This is a genomic window from Pseudomonas sp. PDM02 (assembly GCF_014852285.1).
Lineage (GTDB): Bacteria > Pseudomonadota > Gammaproteobacteria > Pseudomonadales > Pseudomonadaceae > Aquipseudomonas > Aquipseudomonas migulae.
This window is the reverse complement of record NZ_JACVBL010000011.1, coordinates 238,618-261,602: the sequence shown is the minus strand read 5'-3', so window position 1 is coordinate 261,602 and position 22,985 is coordinate 238,618. Positions and strand designations below refer to the sequence as shown.

The window sequence follows — 22,985 nt, the reverse complement described above, 5'->3', positions numbered from 1 at the left end:
AGCAAGCCCGCTCCCACATAGGGTCTTCACCGCCTTCATGCTGTGCACTCCCTCGCTGCCTGAATGGCAGCGAGGGCAATTGTTCAGATCCGACGCTCTGCCGCGTCGTAGACCTCTTCATCACGTCGGGCACCGACCGCGACGATCAGTACCTGAATCGCTCTCCCGTTGACTCGGTAAACAATCCGCGTGTCACCGGTTCGAATTCTTCTACAACCTGCAAGGCTGGCTCTAAGGGGTTTACCGCTTTTATCCGGCTCGCCGTTGATAATTCGCTCTTCGATCACATCAAGAATGCGATTCGCCGCAACAGCTCCCAGTAGATCCAGATCCTTCTGAACCTCCGGGTGATAGATAACGCCCCAAACCATCCCCAGCTCCTTTAGTCTTTCCTGGCGTACCTTGCCCGCATAGCGTCATGGCTGACTGCTTGGGCCTCATCGAAACCGGTCAGGCGTTCCCGAGCGGCTACTTCAATCCGAAGGTCATCCAGTTCGTCGAGCATTTCCTGATACGCATCGATATTGATAATCACCGCCGCCGGTTGATTGTCTTTGAAAATAACCAGGCGCTCGGTGGCGCGGCTGGAAATTTCCTTGAGCCTCGCGCTGAAGCCCCTGACCATCGCAGTCACCGATATCGCCTGGTCAGCACGTTCTAGTAATGCCGTCATATTTACCTCTCTACTATCACGCAACATTTCGCGCACAATTACACGCAGAGTATTGCGTTGAATATCACATTGCGCAAGCACGCCCATTTCTTCGGCTTTGTAGAATCACTCGCGGCGTTTAGTTTTTGTTTGTTTCAGACGGCGCAATATCGGATGACGCCCGCAGACCTTGTAGGCAAACTCCGAATCGTGTTTTTTGGGCACTTTGATGCCTTGTTGCGCTTTTCTTTGACGGGATAGTCTCCGGACGTCGCTGACCATTCAGCGATCGGGCTTGGAAACCCGTCGAGCGTAGGCAACAACGTGCCCAACATGACCGCAGACATTTACGGCTGCAATTCTGTGTCATGGCGGTTGTGCGTGGGACGTCTTCGGACGTGCCGGTTTCCTAGGCTCCCGGTTTTCCAACCTGCGCACAGCTGCCACCCATTCGCTTGGAAACGAACGTGGCGGCTCCTCAGTTTAGGAGATGCACCATGAGCAAAACAGATTCACCTGCCCCCTCAGAACTAAAAACCATCGGCCTCACCCCCGTCCTCTACTGCTCAAACCAACCCCTATTCCATGTCACGCGAGACGTTCCCCTCAGCGATGCGTTAGCCATGGCCTCCGATTTCCTGTACCTGGCCAAGGAGCTGACCAAAGATGCTGCCTACGCCCGCGACACCGACCGACACGCCTGGGCCGCGCATTATTTGACGGCGATGAGCAAGGCAGTGGTTGATGATGCAGTGAAGGTGCTGGAGCGGCCGGTTTGGACAAAGACCGAATCAAAAAAATAATTACCTGAGCGCAACTAAAAACGACGGGCCACACTCACAAAAAAGCCAGCAACACGGTCCCTGTAGGAGCAAGCTTGCTCGCGATAGCGATCTGTCAGGCAACATTAATGGTGCATGTCAGTCCGCCATCGCGAGCAGGCTCGCTCCCACAGGGGATCGTTGTTAGCCAGCGTCAGGCGTCGGACAATAAAAAGCCCCCGCTGCCTTCACGGCAACGGGGGCTTTTTGATGTCGCGGGCTTACATCTCGACCTGCGTCCCCAACTCAATCACCCGGTTCAGCGGCAGATTAAAGAACCGCAAATTGCCATTCGCATTCTTCAACATGAACGCAAACAACGCCTCGCGCCAGCGCGCCATCCCCTCAAGTTTGGAGGCGATGACCGTCTCGCGACTGAGGAAGTAGGTCGTGCGCATCGGGCTGAAGTCGAGGTCATCGAGGTGACACAACTTCAGCGCTTGCGGCACGTCCGGCTCGTCGATAAAGCCAAAGTGCAGGATCACCCGGAAGAACCCTTCGCCGTGTGATTCCACCTCGAAACGCCGTGTCGTCGGTACTCGCGGGATGTCTTCGTACACCACCGTCAGCAGCACCACTTGCTCGTGCAGCACCTGGTTATGCAACAAATTGTGCAACAACGCGTGGGGTACGGCGTCTGGCCGCGCGGTGAGGAACACGGCGGTGCCCTGGACGCGATGCGGCGGTTGCACGGCAATACTGCTGATGAAAATCGGCAGCGGCAGCCCGCCTTCGTCCATGCGCTCCACCAACAGTTGTTTGCCGCGCTTCCAGGTCGTCATCAGCACGAACAGCGCAATACCGGCGATCACCGGGAAGGCCCCGCCCTGTACGATTTTCGGCACGTTGGCGGCGAAGTACACGCCATCGACCAGCAAAAATCCCAACAGGACCGGCACCGCAAGGACCGGTGGCCATTTCCATAGCAGCAGTATCACTGCCGACACCAGAATGCTGGTCATCAGCATGGTCCCGGTCACCGCAACGCCGTAAGCCGAGGCCAGGGCGCCGGAAGATTCGAAACCCAGCACCAGCAGCACCACGCCGACCATCAGCGCCCAGTTCACCGCACCGATGTAGATCTGGCCTTGCTCGGCGCTGGAGGTGTGCTGGATGTGCATGCGCGGAATGTAGCCGAGCTGGATAGCCTGGCGGGTCAGGGAGAACGCGCCGGAAATCACCGCTTGCGAAGCAATCACCGTGGCCAGGGTCGACAGGCCGACCAGGGGAATCAACGCCCAGCTTGGCGCCAACAGATAGAACGGGTTGCGCGCCGCTTCCGGGTCACCGAGCAGCAAGGCGCCCTGGCCGAAGTAGTTCAGCACCAACGCCGGCAGCACGAGGATGAACCAGGCGCGGGCAATCGGCTTGCGTCCGAAGTGGCCCATGTCGGCGTACAGCGCTTCGGCGCCGGTCAACGCCAGCACCACTGCGCCAAGGATCGCCACGCCCATGCCCGGGTGAACGATGAAGAAGCGCACGCCCCAGACCGGGTTCATCGCTTGCAACACTTCCGGATGCTGCATGATGCCGTAGACGCCCAGCGCGCCCAGCACCAGGAACCAGGTGACCATGATCGGCCCGAACAGGATGCCGATTCGCGCGGTGCCGTGGCTCTGGATCAAAAACAGCGCCACCAGCACGATCAACGACAGCGGCACCACCCAATGGTCGATGCCTTCGAAGGCCAGCCCGAGACCTTCAATCGCCGAAAGCACGGAGATCGCCGGAGTGATCATGCTGTCGCCATAGAACAGCGCCGCGCCGATCAGCCCGCAGACCACCAGCAACGTGCGCAACTTCTTGTGCCCCGCCGCTGCCCGCCGCGCCAGCGCGGTCAACGCCATGATCCCGCCTTCGCCCTGGTTGTCGGCGCGCAGGACAAACATCATGTACTTGATCGAGACGACCCAGATCAGCGACCAGAAGATCAGCGCCAGGATGCCCAACACGCCGTCATGGTTGACCGGTACGCCGTAACCACCGGAAAACACTTCTTTGAGGGTATACAGCGGGCTCGTGCCGATATCGCCGTAAACCACCCCGACCGCCGCGACCAGCATACCGATCGGCTTCGCCGCCGAATGCTCGGCACCCGCCGCCTGACTACTTGCCTGACCCATCCAACACTCCTACTACCCAGACCGGACTTCTTGGAAGAAGCACTATGCTTTGTCACGCAGCATGCGCTGTTTTACATGACGTTACAGACGTTTTGTTGACTGTAAAAAATCGGTAACGCGTAACGGCGCGAAGCATAGCGCAGCACTCGTCGTATTTCCCTTCATAAAGCTGGTCAAGTGAACGTCTCATCGCTAGAATTGCGCACTTTTTGATCAGAGGCGCAACAAGCGCCCGTCTGTCGCCTTGCCGTCTTCGGCTGGAGGCGTCACAAATACCGAGGTTAGACATGTCCACCACTCCTGCGCCGGCCAATCCAAAGGTTGGCTTCGTATCCCTGGGTTGCCCCAAAGCACTGGTCGACTCCGAGCGCATCCTTACCCAGCTGCGCATGGAAGGTTATGACGTTGTGTCCACTTATCAGGACGCCGATGTCGTGGTGGTCAACACCTGCGGTTTCATCGACTCGGCCAAGGCTGAATCTTTGGAAGTGATCGGCGAAGCCATCAAGGAAAACGGCAAGGTCATCGTGACCGGCTGCATGGGCGTCGAAGAAGGCAACATCCGCAACGTGCACCCGAGCGTGCTGGCCGTGACCGGTCCGCAGCAGTACGAGCAAGTAGTCAACGCCGTGCACGATGTCGTGCCGCCGCGTCAGGATCACAACCCGCTGATCGACCTGGTGCCGCCGCAAGGCATCAAGCTGACCCCGCGCCACTATGCGTACCTGAAGATTTCCGAAGGCTGCAACCACAGCTGCAGCTTCTGCATCATCCCGTCGATGCGCGGCAAACTGGTCAGCCGTCCGGTCGGTGACGTGCTCGACGAGGCCCAGCGCCTGGTCAAGGCCGGCGTCAAAGAGCTGTTGGTGATCTCGCAAGACACCAGCGCCTACGGCGTCGACGTGAAGTACCGCACCGGTTTCTGGAACGGCGCGCCGGTGAAAACCCGCATGACCGAACTCTGCGAAGCCCTGAGCACCCTCGGCGTCTGGGTTCGCTTGCACTACGTTTACCCGTACCCGCACGTCGACGAGCTGATCCCGCTGATGGCCGCCGGCAAGATCCTGCCGTACCTGGACATCCCGTTCCAGCACGCCAGCCCGAAAGTCCTGAAGTCGATGAAACGCCCGGCGTTCGAAGACAAGACCCTGGCGCGCATCAAGAACTGGCGCGAGATCTGCCCGGACCTGATCATTCGTTCGACCTTCATCGTCGGCTTCCCCGGCGAAACCGAAGAAGACTTCCAGTACCTGCTGAACTGGCTGACCGAAGCCCAGCTCGACCGCGTCGGCTGCTTCCAGTACTCGCCGGTCGAAGGCGCACCGGCCAACGACCTGGACCTGGACATCGTCCCGGACGACGTCAAGCAAGACCGTTGGGACCGCTTCATGGCGCACCAGCAAGCCATCAGCTCGGCACGTCTGCAAATGCGCGTCGGCCGTGAAATCGAAGTGCTGGTCGATGAAGTCGACGAGCAAGGCGCGGTCGGCCGTTGCTTCTTCGATGCCCCGGAAATCGACGGCAACGTGTTCATCGACAACGGCAGCAACCTGAAACCGGGCGACAAAGTCTGGTGCAAGGTTACCGACGCCGACGAATACGACTTGTGGGCTGAACAGATCTAAACGCAAAAAATACGCAAAGCCCCGCTCTCTTGACGAGATGCGGGGCTTTTTTACGTCTATCGTTTTGTGGGAGAAAGGACTCGCGCCATCCACTGCAAAAGGGGCATTCGGCCATGCGCCAACATTCGGTCATCCACACGCCGAAACAGAGCGACTACCAGGAACTGACTCAGGTCTGGGAAGACTCGGTGCGCGCCACCCATGACTTTCTGCCGGACAGCTACATCGAACTGCTGAAGAATCTGGTGCTGACGCGCTACCTCGACGCGGTGATGCTGATCTGCACCAAAGACTCGCGCCAGCGCATCACCGGGTTCGCCGGCGTGGCAGCGGGCAAAGTTGAAATGCTCTTCATCGACCCGGCCCACCGTGGCCAGGGCCTGGGCAAGCAGTTGCTGCGTTATGCCATGGAACACCTGAACGCCGATGAGCTGGACGTCAATGAACAGAACCCGCAGGCGCTGGGGTTCTACTTCAAACAGGGCTTCGAGGTGATCGGCCGCACCGAGCATGACGGCATGGGGCAGCCTTATCCGTTGTTGCATATGCGGCTGCGCCAAACCCGGCAACAGTCGAGCAACGGCTGACCTGTGTAGGAGCCGGCTTGCTGCGGGCGGCGCTCCGACGATGGCATCACCACGGTACGAATGACACACCGCATCGCCTGCATCGCCAGCAAGCCGGCTCCTACAAAAAGCCCAACGGTGAAATGGAGCCGGGATTAACCGGCGCCCAGCAGGTACAATGCCCACCCCTTTTTTGTTACGGCCCTGTCATGACTGACCCGATACGTCTCTCCAAACGCCTCATCGAACTCGTCGGCTGTTCCCGTCGGGAGGCTGAGCTGTTCATCGAGGGCGGCTGGGTCACCGTGGACGGCGAAGTCATCGACGAGCCGCAGTTCAAGGTCGACACCCAGAAAGTCGAGCTCGACCCGCAGGCCCAGGCCACCGCACCAGAGCCGGTGACCATCCTGTTCAACGTGCCGGCAGGCATGGACGCGGATACGGCCATGGCCACCATCAGCGCCGAAACCCTGAGCGAAGAACATCGCTTCAGCAAACGTCCGCTCAAGGGCCATTTCCAGCGCCTGACCGCCAGCACCGACCTGCAGGCCAACGCCAGCGGTCTGCTGGTGTTCACCCAGGACTGGAAGATCCTGCGAAAACTCACCGCCGACTCCGCGAAAATCGAGCAAGAGTATGTGGTCGAGGTTGAAGGCGAGATGGTGGCTCACGGCCTCAACCGCCTGAACCATGGCCTCACCTACAAGGGCAAGGAACTGCCGCCGGTCAAGGCCAGCTGGCAGAACGAAAACCGCCTGCGTTTTGCGATGAAGAACCCACAACCGGGCGTGATTGCCCTGTTCTGCCAGGCCGTCGGCCTGAAGGTCGTCGCTATCCGCCGCATCCGCATCGGCGGCGTGTCCATCGGCAAAGTGCCGCTGGGCCAATGGCGCTACCTGTCCGGCAAAGAGAAGTTCTAAGACTTTTCACGCCGCCACACATTCTGGCGCCGCGGTTTATGCGGCGCCCACTGCCGACTATCAGGATTGCACACCATGATTCATAACGACGTACTGCGCAGCGTGCGCTACATGCTCGACATCAGCGACAAGAAAGTCATCGAGATCATCAAGCTCGGCGGCATGGACGTGTCCCTGGAAGCCCTGCTGACCTACCTCGACAAGAAAGAAGAGGACGAGGAAGGCTTCGTACGCTGCCCGGACGAAGTCATGGCGCATTTCCTCGACGGCCTGGTGATCTTCAAGCGCGGCAAGGACGAAAGCCGTCCGCCGCAGCCAATCGAAGTGCCGGTGACCAACAACATCATCCTGAAAAAACTGCGCGTGGCCTTCGAGCTGAAAGAAGACGACATGCACGCGATCCTCAAGGCCGCCGAGTTCCCGGTGTCCAAGCCTGAACTGAGCGCGCTGTTCCGCAAGTTCGGCCACACTAACTATCGTCCGTGCGGCGACCAGTTGCTGCGCAATTTCCTCAAGGGCCTGACCCTGCGCGTTCGCCCGCAGTAAGCGACGACGGCCTATGGGCCACCCCCCTCACCTGTAGGAGCCGGCTTGCTGGCGATAGCGATCTTAAGGACGCCATCGCCAGCAAGCCGGCTCCTACAGGTCGGGGTAGCAGGTCTGGCTGTATGAATCCCCATTCCGCGCAAAAATAGTGGCTCCGCTTCCGGCGGCTGACGACTAGGGTGTATGCACCCTCAGCTCTCAGGATTCGCCATGCACCCGTACTTTTCCCTGCAAGGCCGCACCGCTCTGGTGACCGGCGGCACCCGTGGTATCGGCAAAATGATCGCCAAGGCCTATGTCGAGGCCGGCGCCACCGTGTACGTCTGCGCGCGCGATGCCGAAGCGTGTCAGCAAACGGCTGACGAGTTGAGCGCCTTCGGTACGTGCCATGCGGTGGCCGCCAACCTGGCCACTGAAGAAGGTGTGCTGCAACTGGTCACGGGGTTGGCCGAGCAGATCACCCATCTGGATATCCTGGTGAACAACGCCGGCACAACTTGGGGCGCGCCGCTGGAAAGCTATCCGGTCAAGGGCTGGGAAAAGGTCATGCAGCTCAACGTGACGTCGGTGTTCAACTGCATCCAGCAGTTCTTGCCGCTGCTGCGCAAGGCCGGGTCAGAAGCCAATCCGGCGCGGATCATCAACATCGGCTCGGTGGCGGGGATTTCTTCCTTCGGCGAACAGGCTTATGCCTACGGACCGAGTAAGGCGGCCCTGCATCAATTGTCGCGGATTCTGGCGCGGGAACTGGTGAGCCAGCACATCAACGTCAATGTGATCGCGCCGGGGCGCTTTCCAAGCAAGATGACCCAGCACATCGAGAACGATGAGCAGGCGCTGGCGGAGGATACGGCGTTGATTCCGATGAAGCGCTGGGGCCGGGAGGAAGAGATGGCGGCGTTGGCGATCAGCCTGGCGAGTACGGCGGGGGCTTACATGACCGGGAATATCATTCCTCTTGATGGTGGGTTCAGTCTCTAGATCGGCGGTGCGGCCTTCGCGGGCAAGTCGGACTGCCGCACCACTCGCTCCTACAGGTTCTTTGGCGTACACAAACTCTGTGTTCGCTCGAGAACCCTGTAGGAGCGAGTGGTGCGGCAGTCCGACTTGCCCGCGAATAGGCCCGCTCAGCCACCACCAGTCTTGAGGCCCGTCGGGGTATCATGCCCGCCTCAATCCTGCTTCGACCCTAAACCAATGACCTACAGCGTTTCCCCCATCGGCTTCGTGCGCTCCTGTTTCAAGGAGAAGTTCGCCATCCCGCGCCAGCCGCAACTGGCACCCGCCGCTCGCGGCGTGCTGGAACTGGTGGCGCCGTTCGATCAGGGCGACGCCGTGCAGGGTCTGGAGCAGGTCAGCCACGTCTGGCTGCTGTTCCTGTTCCATCAGGCCCTGGAAGAAAAACCACGCCTGAAAGTCCGCCCGCCTCGCCTCGGCGGCAACAAATCCATGGGCGTGTTCGCCACCCGCGCGACGCACCGGCCCAACGGCATCGGCCAATCCGTGGTGAAGCTGGACAAGGTCGAAGCCAATCGCCTGTGGATATCCGGCATCGACTTGCTGGATGGCACACCGATTCTCGACATCAAACCCTACGTGCCTTATGCCGACATCATCGACACGGCGTCCAATAGCATCGCCAGCGCTGCACCGCAGCTGATTCCCGTGCAGTGGACGGACTCGGCGTTGCAACAGGCGCATGGGCACGCTCAGCGTCTTGAAGAGCCTTTGGTGGAGCTGGTTGAGCAGTGCCTGGCGCAGGATCCGCGGCCGGCTTATCAGACGCCCGCGCCGGAGCGGGAATATGGGGCGCAATTCTGGGATGTGGATGTGCGGTGGCATTATCCGACGCCGGATTCGATCTGCGTCCTTGAGGTCATTCCCGCACAGGTTTAAACGCCAGAAACGAAAAAGCCCGCATGACCTTCTCGGGTCATGCGGGCTTTTCCATGCGCTACGCGATTAATGTAGGAGCCGGCTTGCTGGCGATGGACTGGAACTCAGCGCGTTTATCCTGGGAGAAACGCGTCATCGTTAACGACCATCGCCAGCAAGCCGGCTCCTACAGGTGACCTTCGGTCACTTCTCGACGAACGCACGCTCGATCAGGTAATCACCCGGCTCGCGCATCCGCGGCGAAACTTTCAGGCCGAAGCTGTTCAGCACTTCGCTGGTTTCGTCGAGCATGCTCGGGCTGCCGCACAGCATGGCGCGGTCGTCCTGCGGGTTGATCGGTGGCAGGCCGATGTCGCTGAACAGCTTGCCGCTGCGCATCAGGTCGGTCAGGCGACCTTCGTTCTCGAACGGCTCGCGGGTCACGGTCGGGTAGTAGATCAACTTGTCACGCAGGGCCTCGCCGAAGAACTCGTTCTGCGGCAGGTGCTCGGTGATGAACTCGCGGTAAGCGACTTCGTTGACGTAACGTACGCCGTGGCACAGGATCACTTTTTCGAAACGCTCGTAGGTTTCCGGGTCCTGGATGACGCTCATGAATGGCGCCAGACCGGTGCCGGTGCTGAGCAGGTACAAATGTTTGCCAGGCTTCAAGTCGTCCAGTACCAGCGTGCCGGTAGGCTTCTTGCTGATGATGATCTCGTCGCCTTCCTTCAGGTGCTGCAACTGGGAAGTCAGCGGGCCATCAGGCACCTTGATGCTGAAGAACTCGAGATGCTCTTCCCAGTTCGGGCTGGCAATCGAGTAAGCGCGCATGAGCGGCCGGCCGTTGGGCTGTTGCAGGCCGATCATCACGAACTGACCGTTCTCGAAGCGCAGGCCCGGATCGCGGGTGCACTTGAAGCTGAACAGAGTGTCGTTCCAGTGGTGAACACTGAGGACACGCTCGTGGTTCATGTTGCTCATGTACGTGGGACTCCTGGAGATTTTGCCTGCGCCTGTGGTCTGCGCAATTGCATCGCATTCTAATGGCAGCGACAATATCTGTTAAATGGATTATTAAGATAAGGGTTATCGGTTATATCGATATGCGATTTACTCTCCGTCAACTTCAAGTCTTCGTCGCCGTCGCCCAGCAGGAAAGCGTATCCCGTGCTGCGGGCCTGCTCAACCTGTCGCAATCGGCGGCAAGCACCTCGATCACCGAACTGGAGCGCCAGTCCAGCTGCCAGCTGTTCGACCGCGCCGGTAAACGGCTGAGCCTCAACGCCCTCGGCAAGCAACTGTTGCCGCAAGCGGTGGCGTTGCTCGACCAGGCCAAGGAAATCGAAGACCTGCTCAACGGCAAATCCGGTTTCGGCTCGCTGGCGGTCGGCGCGACCCTCACAATCGGCAACTACCTGGCCACGCTGCTGATCGGCAGCTTCATGCAGCGCCACCCGGAAAGCCAGGTGAAGCTGCACGTGCAAAACACAGCCAACATCGTGCAACAAGTTGCCCATTATGAAATTGATCTGGGTCTAATCGAAGGCGACTGCAGCCATCCGGACATCGAAGTGCAGAGTTGGGTCGAGGATGAGCTGGTGGTGTTCTGCGCGCCACAGCATCCGCTGGCACTGCGCGGCACGGCGACCATGGAAGAACTGAGCCACGAGGCGTGGATTCTGCGTGAGCAAGGCTCGGGCACGCGCCTGACCTTTGACCAGGCCATGCGTCATCATCGCAGCGCGCTAAATATCCGCCTGGAGCTGGAACACACCGAAGCGATCAAGCGCGCGGTGGAATCAGGATTGGGGATTGGCTGCATTTCACGGCTGGCACTGCGCGACGCGTTTCGCCGTGGCAGCCTGGTGCCGGTGGAGACGCCGGATCTCGATCTGGCGCGGCAGTTCTATTTCATCTGGCACAAACAGAAATTTCAGACACCGGCGATGCGCGAATTCCTCGACCTGTGCCGCGCTTTCACCGCCGGGGTTCAGCGCAGCGACGAGATCGTGCTGCCCACCATCGCTTAAAGCAGGATCACCGCCCACACCAGCGCGATCATGGTCAACGCCACCAGCTGCGCGGCGCTGCCCATGTCCTTGGCGTTCTTGGACAGTGGGTGCAGTTCCAGGGAAATGCGGTCGATGGCCGCTTCCACCGCTGAATTGAGCAACTCGACGATCAACGCCAACAAGCAGACGGCTATCAACAGCGCCTGCTCGACGCGGCTGACGTTCAAAAAGAACGAAATCGGAATCAGGATGACATTGAGCAACACCAGTTGCCGAAAAGCCGCTTCGCCGGTGAAGGCTGCGCGCAGGCCGTCCAGCGAGTAACCGGAAGCGTTAAGGATGCGTTTCAGGCCGGTCTGGCCTTTGAAAGGGGACATAAAAGTGGCAACTGACCAAAAAGGAGTGGGAAAGCTAGATCAACCAAAGTCAAAAAAGCGTGAAGACGCCAACCTTCAGTGGCTTGAAATTGACTCAAGTTGTTGCAGGAGCAACGCCGCCTGGGTTCGGGTCCGTACATTCAGCTTACGGAAAATCGCCGTGACGTGGGCTTTGATCGTCGCTTCGGACACGCTCAGTTCGTAGGCAATTTGCTTGTTCAGCAACCCTTCGCAGACCATGGTCAGCACCCGGAACTGCTGCGGTGTCAGGCTGGCGAGGCCTTCACTGGCGGCCTTGGCTTCATCGGAAACGCTGACCGCTTCGAACGCCTGAGGCGGCCAGAACACATCGCCATCCAGTACCGAACGTACGGCTTTCTGGATCACGCTCAGGTCACTCGATTTAGGAATGAAACCGCTGGCACCGAACTCACGGGACTTGACCATGATCGAGGCTTCTTCCTGGGCCGACACCATCACCACCGGAATTTGCGGGTACTGACCACGCAGCAGCACCAGCCCGGAAAAACCGTAGGCGCCCGGCATGTTCAGGTCCAGCAACACCAGGTCCCAGTCGGATTTTTCGTCGAGGCGGGTTTCCAGCTCGGCGATGCTCGCCACTTCCACCAGACGGACTTCCGGGCCAAGGCCCAGGGTCAACGCTTGATGCAAGGCGCTACGAAAAAGAGGGTGGTCATCGGCAATCAGGATTTCGTATGTGGCCATTTTTCAAATGATCCTGTTCTTCTAACAGCTCAAGGCGCAGCCACGGAGCTGCACCAACAGGGCACGTTCAACGCCAATGACGTGGCAATCACGTAAACAATACGGCGTATGAAACTACAGCCGCGCCCCAATCGGCGCCAAGCATGCCCAGCGAAACCGGGGTGGTCAAGGTGCCTGGCCGCTACAGTTCTTTGCAGTATGGGCGACAATCAGGCCGTGACGACGGCCGCTTTCGGTACGAAAGGCATCAGCTCGGCATGTGCCGGTGTTGCGACGTTCATTTCCAGCTGATGCTTGGCATCGAGGTAATGTTGGCTGAACACGTCGAAATAAGCGTCCAGTGCCGACGCGGCGTCGACATCGCCCGCCAGATCGAGGCACAGCGCCGCCACTTCCGCCGTGCACAAATGCTCGCTGCGGGTCGACCGGCGCAGACGATAGCGCGACAGTTTCTCGGGCAGCAGGCTCAGGATCGGCAATGATTCAAAGTACGGGCTTTTGCGGAAAATCTTCCGGGCTTCGGTCCAGGTCGCGTCCAGCAGAATGAACAGCGGTCGCTTGCTGCTATCCACCTCGACGGTGTTGGTCACGCGCTCAGGCTCGACGTACTCGCCCGGAAACACCAGATACGGCTGCCATTGCGGGTCGGCGAGCAACGCCAGCAGCTGCGGGTCGGTTTCCGTGCGCGACCAGATGAACGCATGGTTGTCGCGCACTACGTCAGCGATCAGCCACCCCGTGTTACTCGGCTTGAACACTTCCTTGTTGGTCATGATCAGGCACACGCCCGAGCGGGTCTCGACCTGCGGGCGCCAGGCACACAGGCAATGGCTCTCGATCACGCGGCAGGCACGGCAACGCGTCGCCCTCCAGCCTCGGGCCTGAATCGGCTTGATGCCCTCCTCTTCGCGCTGGTCGCGCAAGCGGGCTACGGCGTTGGGGGCGTGGTTCATCGTGGGCAACACCGGCAGACAGGAAAACTCGACACGAACGGCACTCAGGGCGATAAAGGCCGGCAGTTTACCAGAGCGGCCGGCACAAGCCTGTACCGTCCAGACGGGCTCCCCTATAATTCGCCGCCAATGAACGCACAGCCCTGTGGCTGGTCGAACCACCAGTCACTGAACCAGGAGAGTTTCATGCTGCGCCTTATCGTTCCCACCGCTGCCATCCTGCTGGCGTCGTCCTTCAGCGCTCAGGCTGCGTCCTTGAGTGAGCAGAATCTCAACAGAGAGCTGCGAAACGTCGCCGCACAAAGCAGCGTCGGCACGCCACGGGCGATCAACGAAGACATTCTCGATCAGGGCTACACCGCCGAAGGCAATGTTCTGATCAACCACTTGAGCGTGCAAAGCAGCCACGCCAACAAGATGCGGGCTGATCCGAAAGCGGTGTACTTCCAGCTTGGCGCCTCCGTCTGCAGAAACGAGGGGTTCCGCAAGCTGATGAAGAAGGGCGCGATCATGCGTTACGACTTTACCGAGGTGAAAACCAATCGCGCGGTCGGCTCCGCCAGCTTCGAGGAATCGGATTGCCCGAAAGCCACGCCGCCGGCAAAGAAAAAGTAATCAATGGGACTTGGCGCGCCGCTGTTCATCCTCGGCGCGCAGTTCGGCCAACAACGCCTGTAAATAGCGCGAGCGCCGCTCGGCTCCCTCCAAACGCCGGCAACACTCCTCTTCGAGACTCAAATGATTGGTCTCGGCCGATGACTTCAATAATCGATACAGTTGCGTATCGATCTCCAGAATGACTCTGGCCATAGCATCCCGCCTCCTTGCACTTCGCCCACGCTTTGAGCGAAAAAAATCCTTGAACCGCTTGTACCGTGCGCCCTGCCTTTGACGCAAAGCTGTCGTGTCACGTCTGTAATTTAGTAAATCAGAGTGCCGGACACTTGGCGCAGGTTCAGACGAGCGGTGAAATCACCTTGCAAATCGTCAATAAGCGGTTGCCAGGAAAGACTTTGCAGCGCAATGATCAAGTCAGCGAAAACCATCTAGAGGGTCTAGATTCATAGTGTTCCCGTTCACTTTTCAGGGCAGAAAAGGGGCTGCCTGGTTTGCGTTTCCGATGCGAATGTTTCTTTCATCCAAAGGAACAACAGAGCCTGTACGGAAGGAGAAGTTGATGCCTTACCAACCGAATGACCTCCTCAGCCGTCATTTCGAAGAAAGCGGCCACGACCTCATCAGCAAGGTCGAAGAGCAACTCAACCTGGTTTCACCCAACAGCCCGAACATCCCGATCTACCGCGACATGATCCTGACCGTGCTGCGCATGGCCCAGGACGATCACAACCGCTGGAATGCCAAGATAACCCTGCAAGCCCTGCGCGAACTCGAACACGCCTTCCGTGTGCTCGAACAATTCCGGGGCCGGCGCAAAGTCACGGTATTCGGCTCGGCCCGCACACCGATAGAACACCCGCTGTATGGCCTGGCCAGAGAACTCGGCGCCGCACTGGCGCGCTCCGACCTGATGGTGATCACCGGCGCAGGCGGCGGCATCATGGCGGCCGCCCACGAAGGAGCCGGCCTTGAACACAGCCTGGGATTCAACATCACCCTGCCCTTCGAGCAGCATGCGAATCCCACCGTGAACGGCACCACCAACTTGCTGCCGTTCCACTTTTTCTTTACCCGCAAGCTGTTCTTCGTCAAGGAAGCCGATGCGCTGGTTTTGTGCCCTGGCGGTTTCGGCACCCTTGATGAAGCGCTGGAAGTGCTGACACTGATTCAAACCGGTAAAAGCCCGCTGGTACCGGTGGTGCTGCTGGACGCGCCAGGTGGCACGTTCTGGCAAGGCGCACTGGATTTCATCCGCAATCAACTGGAGGAGAACCGCTACATCCTGCCGACCGACATGAAGCTGGTGAGCCTGGTCTACAACGCCGAGGAGGCGGTGGAACAGATCAATCAGTTCTACAGCAACTTCCACTCCAGCCGCTGGCTCAAGCATCAATTCGTGATCCGCATGAACCACAAGCTCAGCGACGCGGCGCTCGAACACATGCAACAAGCGTTCGCCGACCTGTGCCTGAGCGATCACTTCCATCAGCATGCCTACAGCGGCGAGGAGCACGACGAACCGCAGTTCAGCCACCTCGCTCGCCTGGCCTTCACCTTTAACGCCCGTGATCATGGACGACTGCGCGAACTGGTGGACTACATCAACCTGCCGGAAAACTGGGCGCAGTCCAAACCCCAGGCGCAACAACGCACGCGGGAACCGTCAAAGGTTACGTGAGGAAAAGCACGGCAGCGTACTCGCCCCACCCGTAGGAGCCGGCTTGCTGGCGATGGACTCAAGTGCGACGCGTTGATTCAGACAGCACACGTCATCGTTAACGACCATCGTCGGAACGCCGCCCGCAGACAAGCCGGCTCCTACAGGTTATTGAGTTGCCTGAGTTTCTCGGAACTTTATGAAGAGGCAAAAAAAAACGGCCCGCTATCGAAATAGCGGGCCGTTTTTGTTTAATCATCCATTCCTCGACCGCTGAACAAGCGGTTGATCATTTCCATGGAATACCCCCGATAAGCGAGGAACCGCCCTTGCTTGGCGCGTTCCCGGGCGTCTATCGGTAAATGCCCGGCAAACTTGCGCCGCCAGGTATCTTCCAGTTGCTCCTGCCAGTTGATACCGCTCTCACGCAGTGCGAGTTCGATGTCATTGCGTTGCAGGCCACGCTGGCTCAACTCTTCGCGAATACGCAAAGGGCCGTAGCCGGAACGGGAACGGTAGGAAACGAAGCTTTCGAGGTAACGGGATTCGGACAACAGGCCCTCTTCCGTCAAGCGGTCGAGTGCTGTGTCGATCATTTCAGGGAGAGCGCCGCGCTGACGCAGTTTACGCGTCAGCTCGACTCGACCGTGCTCGCGTCGCGCGAGCAGGTCCATTGCGGTTCGTCGCACCGCGACGAGTGTATCGAGTACGGCGGTCATCGGATCAATCAGATATCAGCGTCAGCCAGGTCATCTTCAGTCTCTTTGACCGCAGAGGCTTTGGATTCCGCTACCGATGACGGAGACAGCAACTTGTCACGCAATTGCTTCTCAAGTTTCGCCGCGATTTCCGGGTTGTCCGCCAGGAACTTGGCCGAGTTGGCCTTGCCCTGACCGATCTTGGTGCCTTCGTAGGCATACCAGGCACCGGACTTCTCGACGAAACCGTGCAGAACACCCAGGTCGATCATCTCACCGTTCAGGTAGATGCCCTTGCCGTAAAGAATCTGGAACTCGGCCTGACGGAACGGCGAAGCGACCTTGTTCTTCACAACCTTGACGCGGGTTTCGCTACCGACGACTTCATCACCTTCTTTCACCGCGCCAGTACGACGGATGTCCAGACGAACCGAAGCGTAGAACTTCAGCGCGTTACCACCGGTGGTGGTTTCCGGGCTGCCGAACATCACGCCGATTTTCATACGGATCTGGTTGATGAAGATCACCAGGCAGTTGGCGTTCTTGATGTTACCGGTGATTTTACGCAGCGCCTGGGACATCAGACGGGCTTGCAGGCCCACGTGCATGTCACCCATTTCGCCTTCGATTTCAGCCTTTGGAACCAGGGCGGCTACGGAGTCGACGATGATCACGTCAACCGCGTTGGAACGCACCAGCATGTCGGTGATTTCCAGGGCCTGCTCACCGGTGTCCGGCTGGGAAACCAGCAGGTCGTCGACGTTGACGCCGAGCTTGCCGGCGTATTCTGGATCAAGGGCGTGTTCGGCGTCGACGAATGCGCAGGTCGCGCCGGCTTTTTGAGCCTGGGCGATTACCGACAGTGTCAGCGTGGTTTTACCGGAGGATTCAGGACCGTAGATTTCAACGATACGGCCTTTTGGCAGACCGCCAATGCCGAGCGCGATGTCCAGACCCAGAGAGCCAGTGGAAATAGCCGGGATCGCCTGACGGTCCTGATCGCCCATACGCATTACGGCACCCTTGCCGAATTGACGTTCGATCTGACCCAGGGCCGCAGCCAAGGCTTTCTTCTTGTTGTCGTCCATTAAAGTCCTCACGTAATCAATAAGGCCTGACGGCCAACACCTGTATAAGTAGCCAGTATTATTCCACAGCGATTCAGGATCGCCTACCCCTGATTTGAGATTTCTCCCGAGGCATGGCGCAGCAGCCCCTCTAGCGCGGCCTTCACCGTTTGTCGGCGGACCTCATCGCGGTTGCCGGGGAAGTGCTGCACCTCGCTGAACACCCGCTCCCCCACCCCCCAGGCCAGCCAGACCGTACCGACCGGCTTGTTCGGCGAACCGCCATCCGGACCCGCCACACCGCTGACCGCCACGGCAAAATACGCCCGGCTTTTTTCCTGGGCGCCACGGACCATGGCCTCGACCACTTCGCGACTGACCGCCCCCACCGTCGCAAACAACCCGACAGGGACATTCAATTGCTCGGTCTTCTGCCGGTTGGAGTACGTCACATAACCGGCCTCGAACCACGCCGAACTCCCCGGAATCCGGGTGATCGCCTCGCAAATGCCGCCGCCGGTACAGGATTCGGCTGCGGTGACATGAGCATTGAGAACCTGCAGGCGTCTGCCCAGTTCGGCGGCCAGTTGGGTGATTTCTTTCACGGTCATCTCCTGAGCGGGCGGAATGGGACTACCGTACACGAGCGGATCACGCTTGCAAGTTACAGGATCGATCAAAATGTTAGCGACCGAGCGCCCTGATATAGGCCTGACAGGCCTGCAACGCAATCAGTGCACGGTCGCCGGCGTCGGTGATGGCGATAATTCGTTGAGCATGCGCCGGGTCAAGTCGGGCTCGAACGGCGCCATGATCCACGCTGCCGGTGCTGGCGGCGGTTGGCACTGCACAGGCTGAGGCAGCGTCATGGGCATCGAGGAGGACTGACAGCCGCACATCAGCAGTGGCAAGACGATCGCGCAAGCGACCTTGATCACGTTGGGCATCGCTAAGCGCTCGATAATGGGTGTGTTCGCTGACCGATAGCCGCTGTTCCAGCGCCAGCCGTTTATCCTGCTCGGCCTGCTGTCGAGTGGCGGCCACCACGGTCAGTTGATTCAACGTCTCGGCCTGCACCCTGGCCTGTTCCGCCAGTTGCCGCCCATAACGCCCATCCTGAAATCGCCAGGCCAGCGTCGCCGAGCCACCAGCCAACACAGCCAGCAACACAACAACGCCAACCACCCGCCACGACCCCGGGATCAAACCGAAGGCTGGCATAACACCGCCCTCGCCCGCGCCCAGAGTTGCAAACGATCCTGCAACCCGTTCAACCCCCCGTTGATCCGGCGGGTGATGCTGTTGAACTGGTCACGATCAGCCAGCTCGTTGAGGCCGTTTTGCCCCCAGAACCAGGCGGCGGATTCGGCGGCCCATTGCGGTTGCTCCAACAGTTCCGGCAACTGCAGCAGACGCTCGTCGCCGAACAATCCGAGGCTGCACTGTTGGTAGTTATGGTGGCCGGTAATCTGGATCAGGCCACGGCCTCGGTACCTTTGGCCATCACCGTCGGGCATGGGTGTATTACCCAAACGAACGGCCAGCGTGCCGGTGTCGTACTTGCTCAAATACTGATCACCGCCGAGTTCGCGCACGTAGTGCAACTGCCCGGATTCGTGACCGACTTGCGCAAGGAAAGCGGCGCTGCGTTTGGGCGTGTTGATGTCATGGCCATCCATGGCGCTATTGAGAGCAGAAATGAAAACGCCCGCTTGGCTGCGGGCGTTGGGAAGTATTTGCTGTAATTGCAGGACAGTAAGCGGCATGAGTGATGTTCCGTTCGCCATTGATCCGCCAGACCGGCGCCAGTGCATTTGATTGCGTTATTACGTGGCATCCGGACACTTCGCCTCGATCATGCAGCGATAGCTTTGATATTTGTCACCGCTGGCAATGACCTTTTCGATCGACCAGTACCCGCGCAGAAAATCCGGCCAGGACTGGTCGAGCAACAAGACACCCTCGGCGGACAGCGCCGGATTACCCGGGCAACTGATTTTCACCTTGAGCTTTTCACGCAGCAATTTGCGTACTTCTCCCTCACCGACGTCCCTGGCCTCCGTTTCATTCTGGCAGAGCCGACCGATGACCTTGAACGGCGGGCTACCGGTTTCAATCACCCGCACCACCCCCGCTGCCGCGTCCCACCAACTCGTCTTGCAGCCCTGGTTTTTCGCCCGGACGGTGTCATCGAGCGTGGCGGAAATGAAGGCGCGATCGCCGGGTCGATTGTTGGTCGTCACCGACAGTTTCACCTGGGGCAACACCTTGCCCGACAGTGACTTGGTCTGACTTGGGAGCGCCAGCACATACAGCTCATTCATCGGTTTGGCGATGGCCTTGTATATGCCGGCGAGGCGAGTCAAAAACGCCATGTCACTTTCGTTGGACTGATCGATGTGGTCGATTTTTTTCAGTGCCAGTTGGGGTGCCACCCGTGGCGAAAAACCATGCCGCTCAGCGATCTCGCGAAACAGCGCACCCAGGGTGGTCGGCCCATGACTGGCCGATCGACGCTGCAGGAAGCCGGTCTTGTCATCGGCACTGAACGGCGCTGCGGTTGCCACCAGCGTCAAGCGCAGCGGGAACAACGTCGGCGTCAGGCGAGACACCGTGAACTGGCCCTTATCCACCAGACTGGACTCCGCGTAACCGACCTTCAGGCCAATCTTGCCGCCCAGGATCGGCAGCCCCTCAAGCCCTTCCAGATCGAGCGTCAATGTCAATTGATCGGACTCGGTACCGGCGGCATCAATGTGCTCCCAACTGATCAGGCGCTTGTTGATCAAGTCCTTATTAGCCCCATAAATCTCTACCGCTGGCGTAAAACCCAATGCCATGGAACCTCCTTAATCCCACGCGGAAACCGGCGTGGTCACAACGGGTTGTGAGTCAATTTCCGGCAGGACTACCCAGATACCCGCAGGTAATACCGCCCCCTGTTCTGCCAGCGTGGGGTTGAGCCGCCACAGCGCCTCTTCGACGGCATCGTCACAGCGACTCAGTTCGCGGTACAGCAACAGGTTCACCGAATCACCGGCCACACTTCGAACTCTACGCATGGATGAACTCCGACAGGTCTATTGCCCAACCGACGACCATCGCCGTGCCGTCATCGATGATCACGCTTTGGGTTTCCGTCACCGTGTTGATTCGCCAAAGCCCCCAGTTGCGTCCGATGCCATCCACCAACGGCACCGGCCTGCGCTGCTCCTGCAACGTGCGCAGTTCATCGAGCCGCTCCATGGCCACCGCGTACATCGACGTCCCTGTAATCTTCATCGTTTGGGCTTTCTGCCCGGTCTGACTGGATTTCGGCTTGCCGGTCACAATGTCCAGTTCCACCCAGCCACCGTCCGATGTGTGCACGATGTTGTGGTAGGCGAAGTTGCGGGACAGGCCGAAAATGAAACTGCCCAGGATCATTTGCTGGCGCATTACCTGCCTCCATCGGTCAGGGCCGCACCACGTCGGGTGGCGAGGGCGTTGGTGGACATCAGTGGAACAAACTCGCCGTGGAACTGCGTTTGCAGCTGCTGCGCCACGATCGTCCGGATGTGCTCGGAGCTCTCCCCACCGGTGCAGGTGACCTGAATCGACGGTGAGTAATTGATCTGCTGGTTTTGTGCTGGTGCGCTGGTCAGTTCTTTGTTGACCTGTTCTGGCGAGGCCAGGCGATCGGTTGTCGGGGCGGCGAGTTTTTCGCCCAGTACGGCACCCGACTCACTGCCCAGCCAGCCTCCAATCAGGCCACCCAGAACGCCGCCAATGGCGGTGCCGATCACAGGAACAACACTGCCTAACGTGGCGCCCACCGCAGAACCGGCGGACGCACCCGCCCAACCGCCACCTGCTGCACCAAGACCGGCACCGAGCATGCGGCGATTGCCGGTCATTACGCCGCCGACGACGTCCATCGCCGCACCGACGGCTTTCAATGGTCCGGGTGCACGGCGGGTCAGCGAACGCATCGAGGCCCCCATCGCCATCAGACGTGAAGCGCCGCGCGAGCCTCGTGGGCTGACACGCACGGTCGGGCCCGTCCTGATGTCCGGCTTGTTCGCCTGTTCCTTATCTCTGAAATCTTCGGAAAACACCTGACCGAACTGTTTTGGAAGCCGGGCAGATGCCGCTCCCAAAAGCCGCTTGGCCATCTGATTTTTCATCTCGTCGAGTACGGGTGTGAACAGGGCTACCAAATACGGAAAGACTGCCGTGGCAGTGTCCTTCAGACCACTGAGCCGAGGGCTGAGGGAGGCAGGTGTGCTTTCTGCCGCCACGGGCGGTGTATTGCCGGTGGCCACGGGTAAATGATTGTCGCGAACGCTGTCGATGTTCGACTGTTGCTCGCCGGGTATTTTCCCAGGGCGATTGATGATCTGCGGCTGATCAATTACCTCGTGACTGTCGAGCCTCAAAGGTATCCGCCAGTCAGCCTGCTTCTCTGCCTCCATCATGGCCGGCGTTCTGTACGCCGACGCAGAGATTGCGGCAGCCATCAGCGGGACACTGGCGACGCTCTGGTTTGACTCCATCACCGTCTCGCGCCGACGCTCGGGTGAACGATCAGCCTCACCAGCGCTCTTCACGCCGACCGACTTGAGCAGCGATGGCCGCTCAATGGCGCCACCCGCGTCACCCACATTGTTTTGCCCGCTGGCCAACGCCGTCTTCGCGCTGGAACCTGTTGCCGGCATCAACGAACGCGGCGAGGAAAACGTCAGGTTCAACGATTCCAGTGCCGTGGTCAGCAGACTGATTTTGAGACTCAGTGTGGCCAGCACCTGGCTGAAACCGGGCGCCAGATCCTCTGCGCCCTCCCCCGTCACCAGCGATGACACGGCACTGCTCAGGCCCACCTCGCGAAATTTCAGCCAGTCTTCATTGATGGCTGTGTTCTTGAGCGAATATTTATCGTCCGCCATCCCCCTCTACTCCTGTTTGACGCCAAGGCGAGTGATCGCAATGTCGTAGCGGCGCAAGGCCTTGCCGACGTCCCATTCCAGAATGTCCGCTTCACTTATCGGATAAATGAGCGGCACCACATCGAGGATTACTTCGATGTCGCGCTCCGAAAGAAGGCCGCCGGTTTGTTTAAAAAATCGTCGATTCGCACCTGCAATTGCGTCCAGTCAGGCACGGTCAAACTGGCCAGATCGGGCAGCATCAGGCCGGTGCAATGGGCCGTGATGAATTCGGCGCGTTCCTTGGCGGTCTTGAGTTTTTTCATCGCCTTGGTCGCACGCAGCACCGGCATTTCCAGGGTCAGCGTGGTCAGGGCTCGACCCGCCACGGTGAGCGGTTGCAGCAAGCTCACTTCGTCGGGATCGGCCGACGGTTGTTCACCCTCGTCCGCTTGTTCAAGGAAATGCGACGTCGGCAAGGTCGACATCTCATGCACGTACTGCGCGATGCTCACGTAGTCCGGGCGTTTGAGTTGATCGAGTTCCTTGACCGACAAACCGGTGGCCAGCAGCGCCAGCTCGAAGAACTGATCGTCCTCATCATCGCCGGCACGGGCCAGGGCTTCTTTCTGTGCGGCGTAATACAACGGTTTGAGTTGAATCTGTTCGATCTCCGACTGATTGTCGGCGGTGATCGGCGACAACAAGGCGTGAACAGGTGGAGTCCAGGACATGAAATGAATTCCTTGATGAATCATGGGAGGCGTTGCGCATTGCACCTTGTGGGAGCGGGCTTGCTCGCGAAGGTGGAGTGTCAGTCGACATTTACTTTGACTATCAAT

General features: G+C 59.3%; 29 protein-coding genes. 10 read left to right on the top strand and 19 right to left on the bottom strand.

Going from position 1 to position 22,985, the window contains the following annotated elements; all coding sequences use genetic code 11:
* Positions 1-83: 83 nt before the first annotated feature.
* Both IB245_RS20875 and IB245_RS20870 read right to left on the bottom strand, forming a co-directional pair.
* On the bottom strand, positions 84-371 hold the full coding sequence (locus IB245_RS20875; RefSeq protein WP_192228524.1) for a type II toxin-antitoxin system RelE family toxin: 288 nt from the start codon (positions 369-371) through the stop codon (positions 84-86).
* 11 nt (positions 372-382) lie between these two features.
* A complete protein-coding gene (locus tag IB245_RS20870) occupies positions 383-673 on the bottom strand; it encodes a type II toxin-antitoxin system Phd/YefM family antitoxin (RefSeq protein ID WP_192228523.1) in 291 nt (96 codons plus the stop codon).
* A 476-nt stretch (positions 674-1,149) separates the two neighbouring features.
* Here IB245_RS20870 and IB245_RS20865 point away from each other — a divergent pair, with 476 nt between their 5' ends.
* On the top strand, positions 1,150-1,455 hold the full coding sequence (locus IB245_RS20865; protein ID WP_192228522.1) for a DUF3077 domain-containing protein: 306 nt from the start codon (positions 1,150-1,152) through the stop codon (positions 1,453-1,455).
* A 239-nt stretch (positions 1,456-1,694) separates the two neighbouring features.
* Here the strand turns inward: IB245_RS20865 and IB245_RS20860 are convergent, their stop codons facing one another.
* A complete protein-coding gene (locus IB245_RS20860) occupies positions 1,695-3,596 on the bottom strand; it encodes a potassium transporter Kup (protein ID WP_008030040.1) in 1,902 nt (633 codons plus the stop codon).
* Positions 3,597-3,883: 287 nt separating this feature from the next.
* Between IB245_RS20860 and rimO the strand changes: the two genes are divergently transcribed.
* The 6 genes from rimO to tsaA all read left to right on the top strand — a co-directional run bounded on the left by rimO (position 3,884) and on the right by tsaA (position 9,149).
* On the top strand, positions 3,884-5,221 hold the full coding sequence (gene rimO, locus IB245_RS20855) for a 30S ribosomal protein S12 methylthiotransferase RimO (RefSeq protein WP_008030039.1): 1,338 nt from the start codon (positions 3,884-3,886) through the stop codon (positions 5,219-5,221).
* Positions 5,222-5,334: 113 nt separating this feature from the next.
* Positions 5,335-5,808, top strand: a complete 474-nt coding sequence (locus tag IB245_RS20850; protein ID WP_008039278.1) for a GNAT family N-acetyltransferase — start codon at positions 5,335-5,337, stop codon at positions 5,806-5,808.
* Positions 5,809-5,996: 188 nt separating this feature from the next.
* Positions 5,997-6,707 (top strand): rRNA pseudouridine synthase, encoded by a 711-nt coding sequence (locus IB245_RS20845; RefSeq protein ID WP_192228521.1) that lies wholly within the window; start codon positions 5,997-5,999, stop codon positions 6,705-6,707.
* 75 nt (positions 6,708-6,782) lie between these two features.
* Positions 6,783-7,253, top strand: a complete 471-nt coding sequence (locus tag IB245_RS20840; protein ID WP_008030033.1) for a DUF1456 family protein — start codon at positions 6,783-6,785, stop codon at positions 7,251-7,253.
* 210 nt (positions 7,254-7,463) lie between these two features.
* Positions 7,464-8,234, top strand: a complete 771-nt coding sequence (locus IB245_RS20835; RefSeq protein WP_192228520.1) for an SDR family oxidoreductase — start codon at positions 7,464-7,466, stop codon at positions 8,232-8,234.
* 216 nt (positions 8,235-8,450) lie between these two features.
* Positions 8,451-9,149, top strand: coding sequence for a tRNA (N6-threonylcarbamoyladenosine(37)-N6)-methyltransferase TrmO (tsaA, locus tag IB245_RS20830; protein ID WP_008039281.1), 699 nt, complete (start codon positions 8,451-8,453; stop codon positions 9,147-9,149).
* 183 nt (positions 9,150-9,332) lie between these two features.
* Here tsaA and fpr read toward each other — a convergent pair whose 3' ends face one another.
* Positions 9,333-10,112, bottom strand: a complete 780-nt coding sequence (fpr, locus tag IB245_RS20825) for a ferredoxin-NADP reductase (RefSeq protein WP_003443014.1) — start codon at positions 10,110-10,112, stop codon at positions 9,333-9,335.
* Between the two features lie 122 nt (positions 10,113-10,234).
* Between fpr and IB245_RS20820 the strand changes: the two genes are divergently transcribed.
* The gene (locus tag IB245_RS20820) at positions 10,235-11,161 is read left to right on the top strand and encodes a LysR family transcriptional regulator (RefSeq protein WP_008030029.1); all 927 of its coding nucleotides are present in this window, start codon (positions 10,235-10,237) and stop codon (positions 11,159-11,161) included.
* Here the strand turns inward: IB245_RS20820 and IB245_RS20815 are convergent.
* From IB245_RS20815 to IB245_RS20805, 3 genes are all read right to left on the bottom strand, one after another.
* Positions 11,158-11,520: a diacylglycerol kinase gene (locus IB245_RS20815; RefSeq protein ID WP_008030027.1), complete on the bottom strand. Its 363-nt coding sequence runs from the start codon at positions 11,518-11,520 to the stop codon at positions 11,158-11,160. The two genes, IB245_RS20820 and IB245_RS20815, sit on opposite strands and share 4 nt — an antisense overlap.
* Before the next feature lie 75 nt (positions 11,521-11,595).
* The gene (gene erdR, locus IB245_RS20810; protein ID WP_192228519.1) at positions 11,596-12,246 is read right to left on the bottom strand and encodes a response regulator transcription factor ErdR; all 651 of its coding nucleotides are present in this window, start codon (positions 12,244-12,246) and stop codon (positions 11,596-11,598) included.
* A gap of 209 nt (positions 12,247-12,455) precedes the next feature.
* Positions 12,456-13,199 carry a tRNA-uridine aminocarboxypropyltransferase gene (locus IB245_RS20805; RefSeq protein WP_008039290.1) on the bottom strand — a complete coding sequence of 248 codons (744 nt, stop codon included), beginning with the start codon at positions 13,197-13,199 and terminating at the stop codon, positions 12,456-12,458.
* 186 nt (positions 13,200-13,385) lie between these two features.
* Between IB245_RS20805 and IB245_RS20800 the strand changes: the two genes are divergently transcribed.
* A complete protein-coding gene (locus tag IB245_RS20800; protein ID WP_008030019.1) occupies positions 13,386-13,814 on the top strand; it encodes a PA3611 family quorum-sensing-regulated virulence factor in 429 nt (142 codons plus the stop codon).
* Here IB245_RS20800 and IB245_RS20795 read toward each other — a convergent pair whose 3' ends face one another.
* Positions 13,815-14,009 (bottom strand): hypothetical protein, encoded by a 195-nt coding sequence (locus IB245_RS20795; RefSeq protein WP_192228518.1) that lies wholly within the window; start codon positions 14,007-14,009, stop codon positions 13,815-13,817.
* Positions 14,010-14,119: 110 nt separating this feature from the next.
* Complete coding sequence (locus IB245_RS29210) at positions 14,120-14,245, bottom strand: hypothetical protein (protein WP_259331695.1); 126 nt, start codon at positions 14,243-14,245, stop codon at positions 14,120-14,122.
* Between the two features lie 131 nt (positions 14,246-14,376).
* On the opposite strand from IB245_RS29210, the gene IB245_RS20790 reads away from it, so the two are divergent.
* Entirely contained in the window at positions 14,377-15,495 is a 1,119-nt protein-coding gene (locus IB245_RS20790; RefSeq protein ID WP_008039292.1) for a TIGR00730 family Rossman fold protein, read from the top strand.
* Positions 15,496-15,725: 230 nt separating this feature from the next.
* Here IB245_RS20790 and recX read toward each other — a convergent pair whose 3' ends face one another.
* From recX to IB245_RS20740, 10 genes are all read right to left on the bottom strand, one after another.
* On the bottom strand, positions 15,726-16,193 hold the full coding sequence (gene recX / locus IB245_RS20785; RefSeq protein WP_192228517.1) for a recombination regulator RecX: 468 nt from the start codon (positions 16,191-16,193) through the stop codon (positions 15,726-15,728).
* An 8-nt stretch (positions 16,194-16,201) separates the two neighbouring features.
* On the bottom strand, positions 16,202-17,260 hold the full coding sequence (recA, locus tag IB245_RS20780) for a recombinase RecA (RefSeq protein ID WP_008030012.1): 1,059 nt from the start codon (positions 17,258-17,260) through the stop codon (positions 16,202-16,204).
* An 83-nt stretch (positions 17,261-17,343) separates the two neighbouring features.
* Positions 17,344-17,844 carry a CinA family protein gene (locus IB245_RS20775; protein ID WP_192228516.1) on the bottom strand — a complete coding sequence of 167 codons (501 nt, stop codon included), beginning with the start codon at positions 17,842-17,844 and terminating at the stop codon, positions 17,344-17,346.
* Between the two features lie 79 nt (positions 17,845-17,923).
* A complete protein-coding gene (locus tag IB245_RS20770) occupies positions 17,924-18,460 on the bottom strand; it encodes a lysis system i-spanin subunit Rz (protein ID WP_192228515.1) in 537 nt (178 codons plus the stop codon).
* Complete coding sequence (locus IB245_RS20765) at positions 18,442-19,005, bottom strand: glycoside hydrolase family 19 protein (RefSeq protein ID WP_192228514.1); 564 nt, start codon at positions 19,003-19,005, stop codon at positions 18,442-18,444. Before IB245_RS20765 ends, IB245_RS20770 begins: the two co-directional genes overlap by 19 nt.
* 60 nt (positions 19,006-19,065) lie before the next feature.
* On the bottom strand, positions 19,066-20,079 hold the full coding sequence (locus tag IB245_RS20760; protein ID WP_192228513.1) for a phage late control D family protein: 1,014 nt from the start codon (positions 20,077-20,079) through the stop codon (positions 19,066-19,068).
* A 9-nt stretch (positions 20,080-20,088) separates the two neighbouring features.
* Positions 20,089-20,301: a tail protein X gene (locus IB245_RS20755; RefSeq protein ID WP_008039297.1), complete on the bottom strand. Its 213-nt coding sequence runs from the start codon at positions 20,299-20,301 to the stop codon at positions 20,089-20,091.
* Positions 20,294-20,677, bottom strand: a complete 384-nt coding sequence (locus tag IB245_RS20750) for a phage tail protein (protein ID WP_192228512.1) — start codon at positions 20,675-20,677, stop codon at positions 20,294-20,296. The genes IB245_RS20755 and IB245_RS20750 overlap by 8 nt, the downstream gene beginning before the upstream one ends.
* Positions 20,677-22,164, bottom strand: a complete 1,488-nt coding sequence (locus IB245_RS20745) for a hypothetical protein (protein WP_192228511.1) — start codon at positions 22,162-22,164, stop codon at positions 20,677-20,679. The genes IB245_RS20750 and IB245_RS20745 overlap by 1 nt, the downstream gene beginning before the upstream one ends.
* Before the next feature lie 128 nt (positions 22,165-22,292).
* On the bottom strand, positions 22,293-22,877 hold the full coding sequence (locus IB245_RS20740; RefSeq protein ID WP_192228510.1) for a phage tail assembly protein: 585 nt from the start codon (positions 22,875-22,877) through the stop codon (positions 22,293-22,295).
* Between the last annotated feature and the right edge of the window lie 108 nt (positions 22,878-22,985).

Bases quoted from the DNA above. Each gene is read 5' to 3' on its own strand.
- IB245_RS20870 (WP_192228523.1), bottom strand. From the start codon at position 673: ATGACGGCATTACTAGAACGTGCTGACCAGGCGATATCGGTGACTGCG.
- IB245_RS20755 (WP_008039297.1), bottom strand. From the start codon at position 20,301: ATGCGTAGAGTTCGAAGTGTGGCCGGTGATTCGGTGAACCTGTTGCTG.
- IB245_RS20860 (WP_008030040.1), bottom strand. From the start codon at position 3,596: ATGGGTCAGGCAAGTAGTCAGGCGGCGGGTGCCGAGCATTCGGCGGCG.
- IB245_RS29210 (WP_259331695.1), bottom strand. From the start codon at position 14,245: ATGGTTTTCGCTGACTTGATCATTGCGCTGCAAAGTCTTTCCTGGCAA.
- IB245_RS20770 (WP_192228515.1), bottom strand. From the start codon at position 18,460: ATGCCAGCCTTCGGTTTGATCCCGGGGTCGTGGCGGGTGGTTGGCGTT.
- IB245_RS20840 (WP_008030033.1), top strand. From the start codon at position 6,783: ATGATTCATAACGACGTACTGCGCAGCGTGCGCTACATGCTCGACATC.
- rimO (WP_008030039.1), top strand. From the start codon at position 3,884: ATGTCCACCACTCCTGCGCCGGCCAATCCAAAGGTTGGCTTCGTATCC.
- IB245_RS20845 (WP_192228521.1), top strand. From the start codon at position 5,997: ATGACTGACCCGATACGTCTCTCCAAACGCCTCATCGAACTCGTCGGC.
- IB245_RS20800 (WP_008030019.1), top strand. From the start codon at position 13,386: ATGCTGCGCCTTATCGTTCCCACCGCTGCCATCCTGCTGGCGTCGTCC.
- IB245_RS20795 (WP_192228518.1), bottom strand. From the start codon at position 14,009: ATGGCCAGAGTCATTCTGGAGATCGATACGCAACTGTATCGATTATTG.
- IB245_RS20790 (WP_008039292.1), top strand. From the start codon at position 14,377: ATGCCTTACCAACCGAATGACCTCCTCAGCCGTCATTTCGAAGAAAGC.
- IB245_RS20850 (WP_008039278.1), top strand. From the start codon at position 5,335: ATGCGCCAACATTCGGTCATCCACACGCCGAAACAGAGCGACTACCAG.
- IB245_RS20745 (WP_192228511.1), bottom strand. From the start codon at position 22,164: ATGGCGGACGATAAATATTCGCTCAAGAACACAGCCATCAATGAAGAC.
- IB245_RS20760 (WP_192228513.1), bottom strand. From the start codon at position 20,079: ATGGCATTGGGTTTTACGCCAGCGGTAGAGATTTATGGGGCTAATAAG.
- IB245_RS20820 (WP_008030029.1), top strand. From the start codon at position 10,235: ATGCGATTTACTCTCCGTCAACTTCAAGTCTTCGTCGCCGTCGCCCAG.
- IB245_RS20865 (WP_192228522.1), top strand. From the start codon at position 1,150: ATGAGCAAAACAGATTCACCTGCCCCCTCAGAACTAAAAACCATCGGC.
- IB245_RS20815 (WP_008030027.1), bottom strand. From the start codon at position 11,520: ATGTCCCCTTTCAAAGGCCAGACCGGCCTGAAACGCATCCTTAACGCT.
- recA (WP_008030012.1), bottom strand. From the start codon at position 17,260: ATGGACGACAACAAGAAGAAAGCCTTGGCTGCGGCCCTGGGTCAGATC.
- IB245_RS20875 (WP_192228524.1), bottom strand. From the start codon at position 371: ATGGTTTGGGGCGTTATCTATCACCCGGAGGTTCAGAAGGATCTGGAT.
- IB245_RS20835 (WP_192228520.1), top strand. From the start codon at position 7,464: ATGCACCCGTACTTTTCCCTGCAAGGCCGCACCGCTCTGGTGACCGGC.
- IB245_RS20740 (WP_192228510.1), bottom strand. From the start codon at position 22,877: ATGTCCTGGACTCCACCTGTTCACGCCTTGTTGTCGCCGATCACCGCC.
- erdR (WP_192228519.1), bottom strand. From the start codon at position 12,246: ATGGCCACATACGAAATCCTGATTGCCGATGACCACCCTCTTTTTCGT.
- recX (WP_192228517.1), bottom strand. From the start codon at position 16,193: ATGACCGCCGTACTCGATACACTCGTCGCGGTGCGACGAACCGCAATG.
- IB245_RS20765 (WP_192228514.1), bottom strand. From the start codon at position 19,005: ATGCCGCTTACTGTCCTGCAATTACAGCAAATACTTCCCAACGCCCGC.
- tsaA (WP_008039281.1), top strand. From the start codon at position 8,451: ATGACCTACAGCGTTTCCCCCATCGGCTTCGTGCGCTCCTGTTTCAAG.
- IB245_RS20750 (WP_192228512.1), bottom strand. From the start codon at position 20,677: ATGCGCCAGCAAATGATCCTGGGCAGTTTCATTTTCGGCCTGTCCCGC.
- fpr (WP_003443014.1), bottom strand. From the start codon at position 10,112: ATGAGCAACATGAACCACGAGCGTGTCCTCAGTGTTCACCACTGGAAC.
- IB245_RS20805 (WP_008039290.1), bottom strand. From the start codon at position 13,199: ATGAACCACGCCCCCAACGCCGTAGCCCGCTTGCGCGACCAGCGCGAA.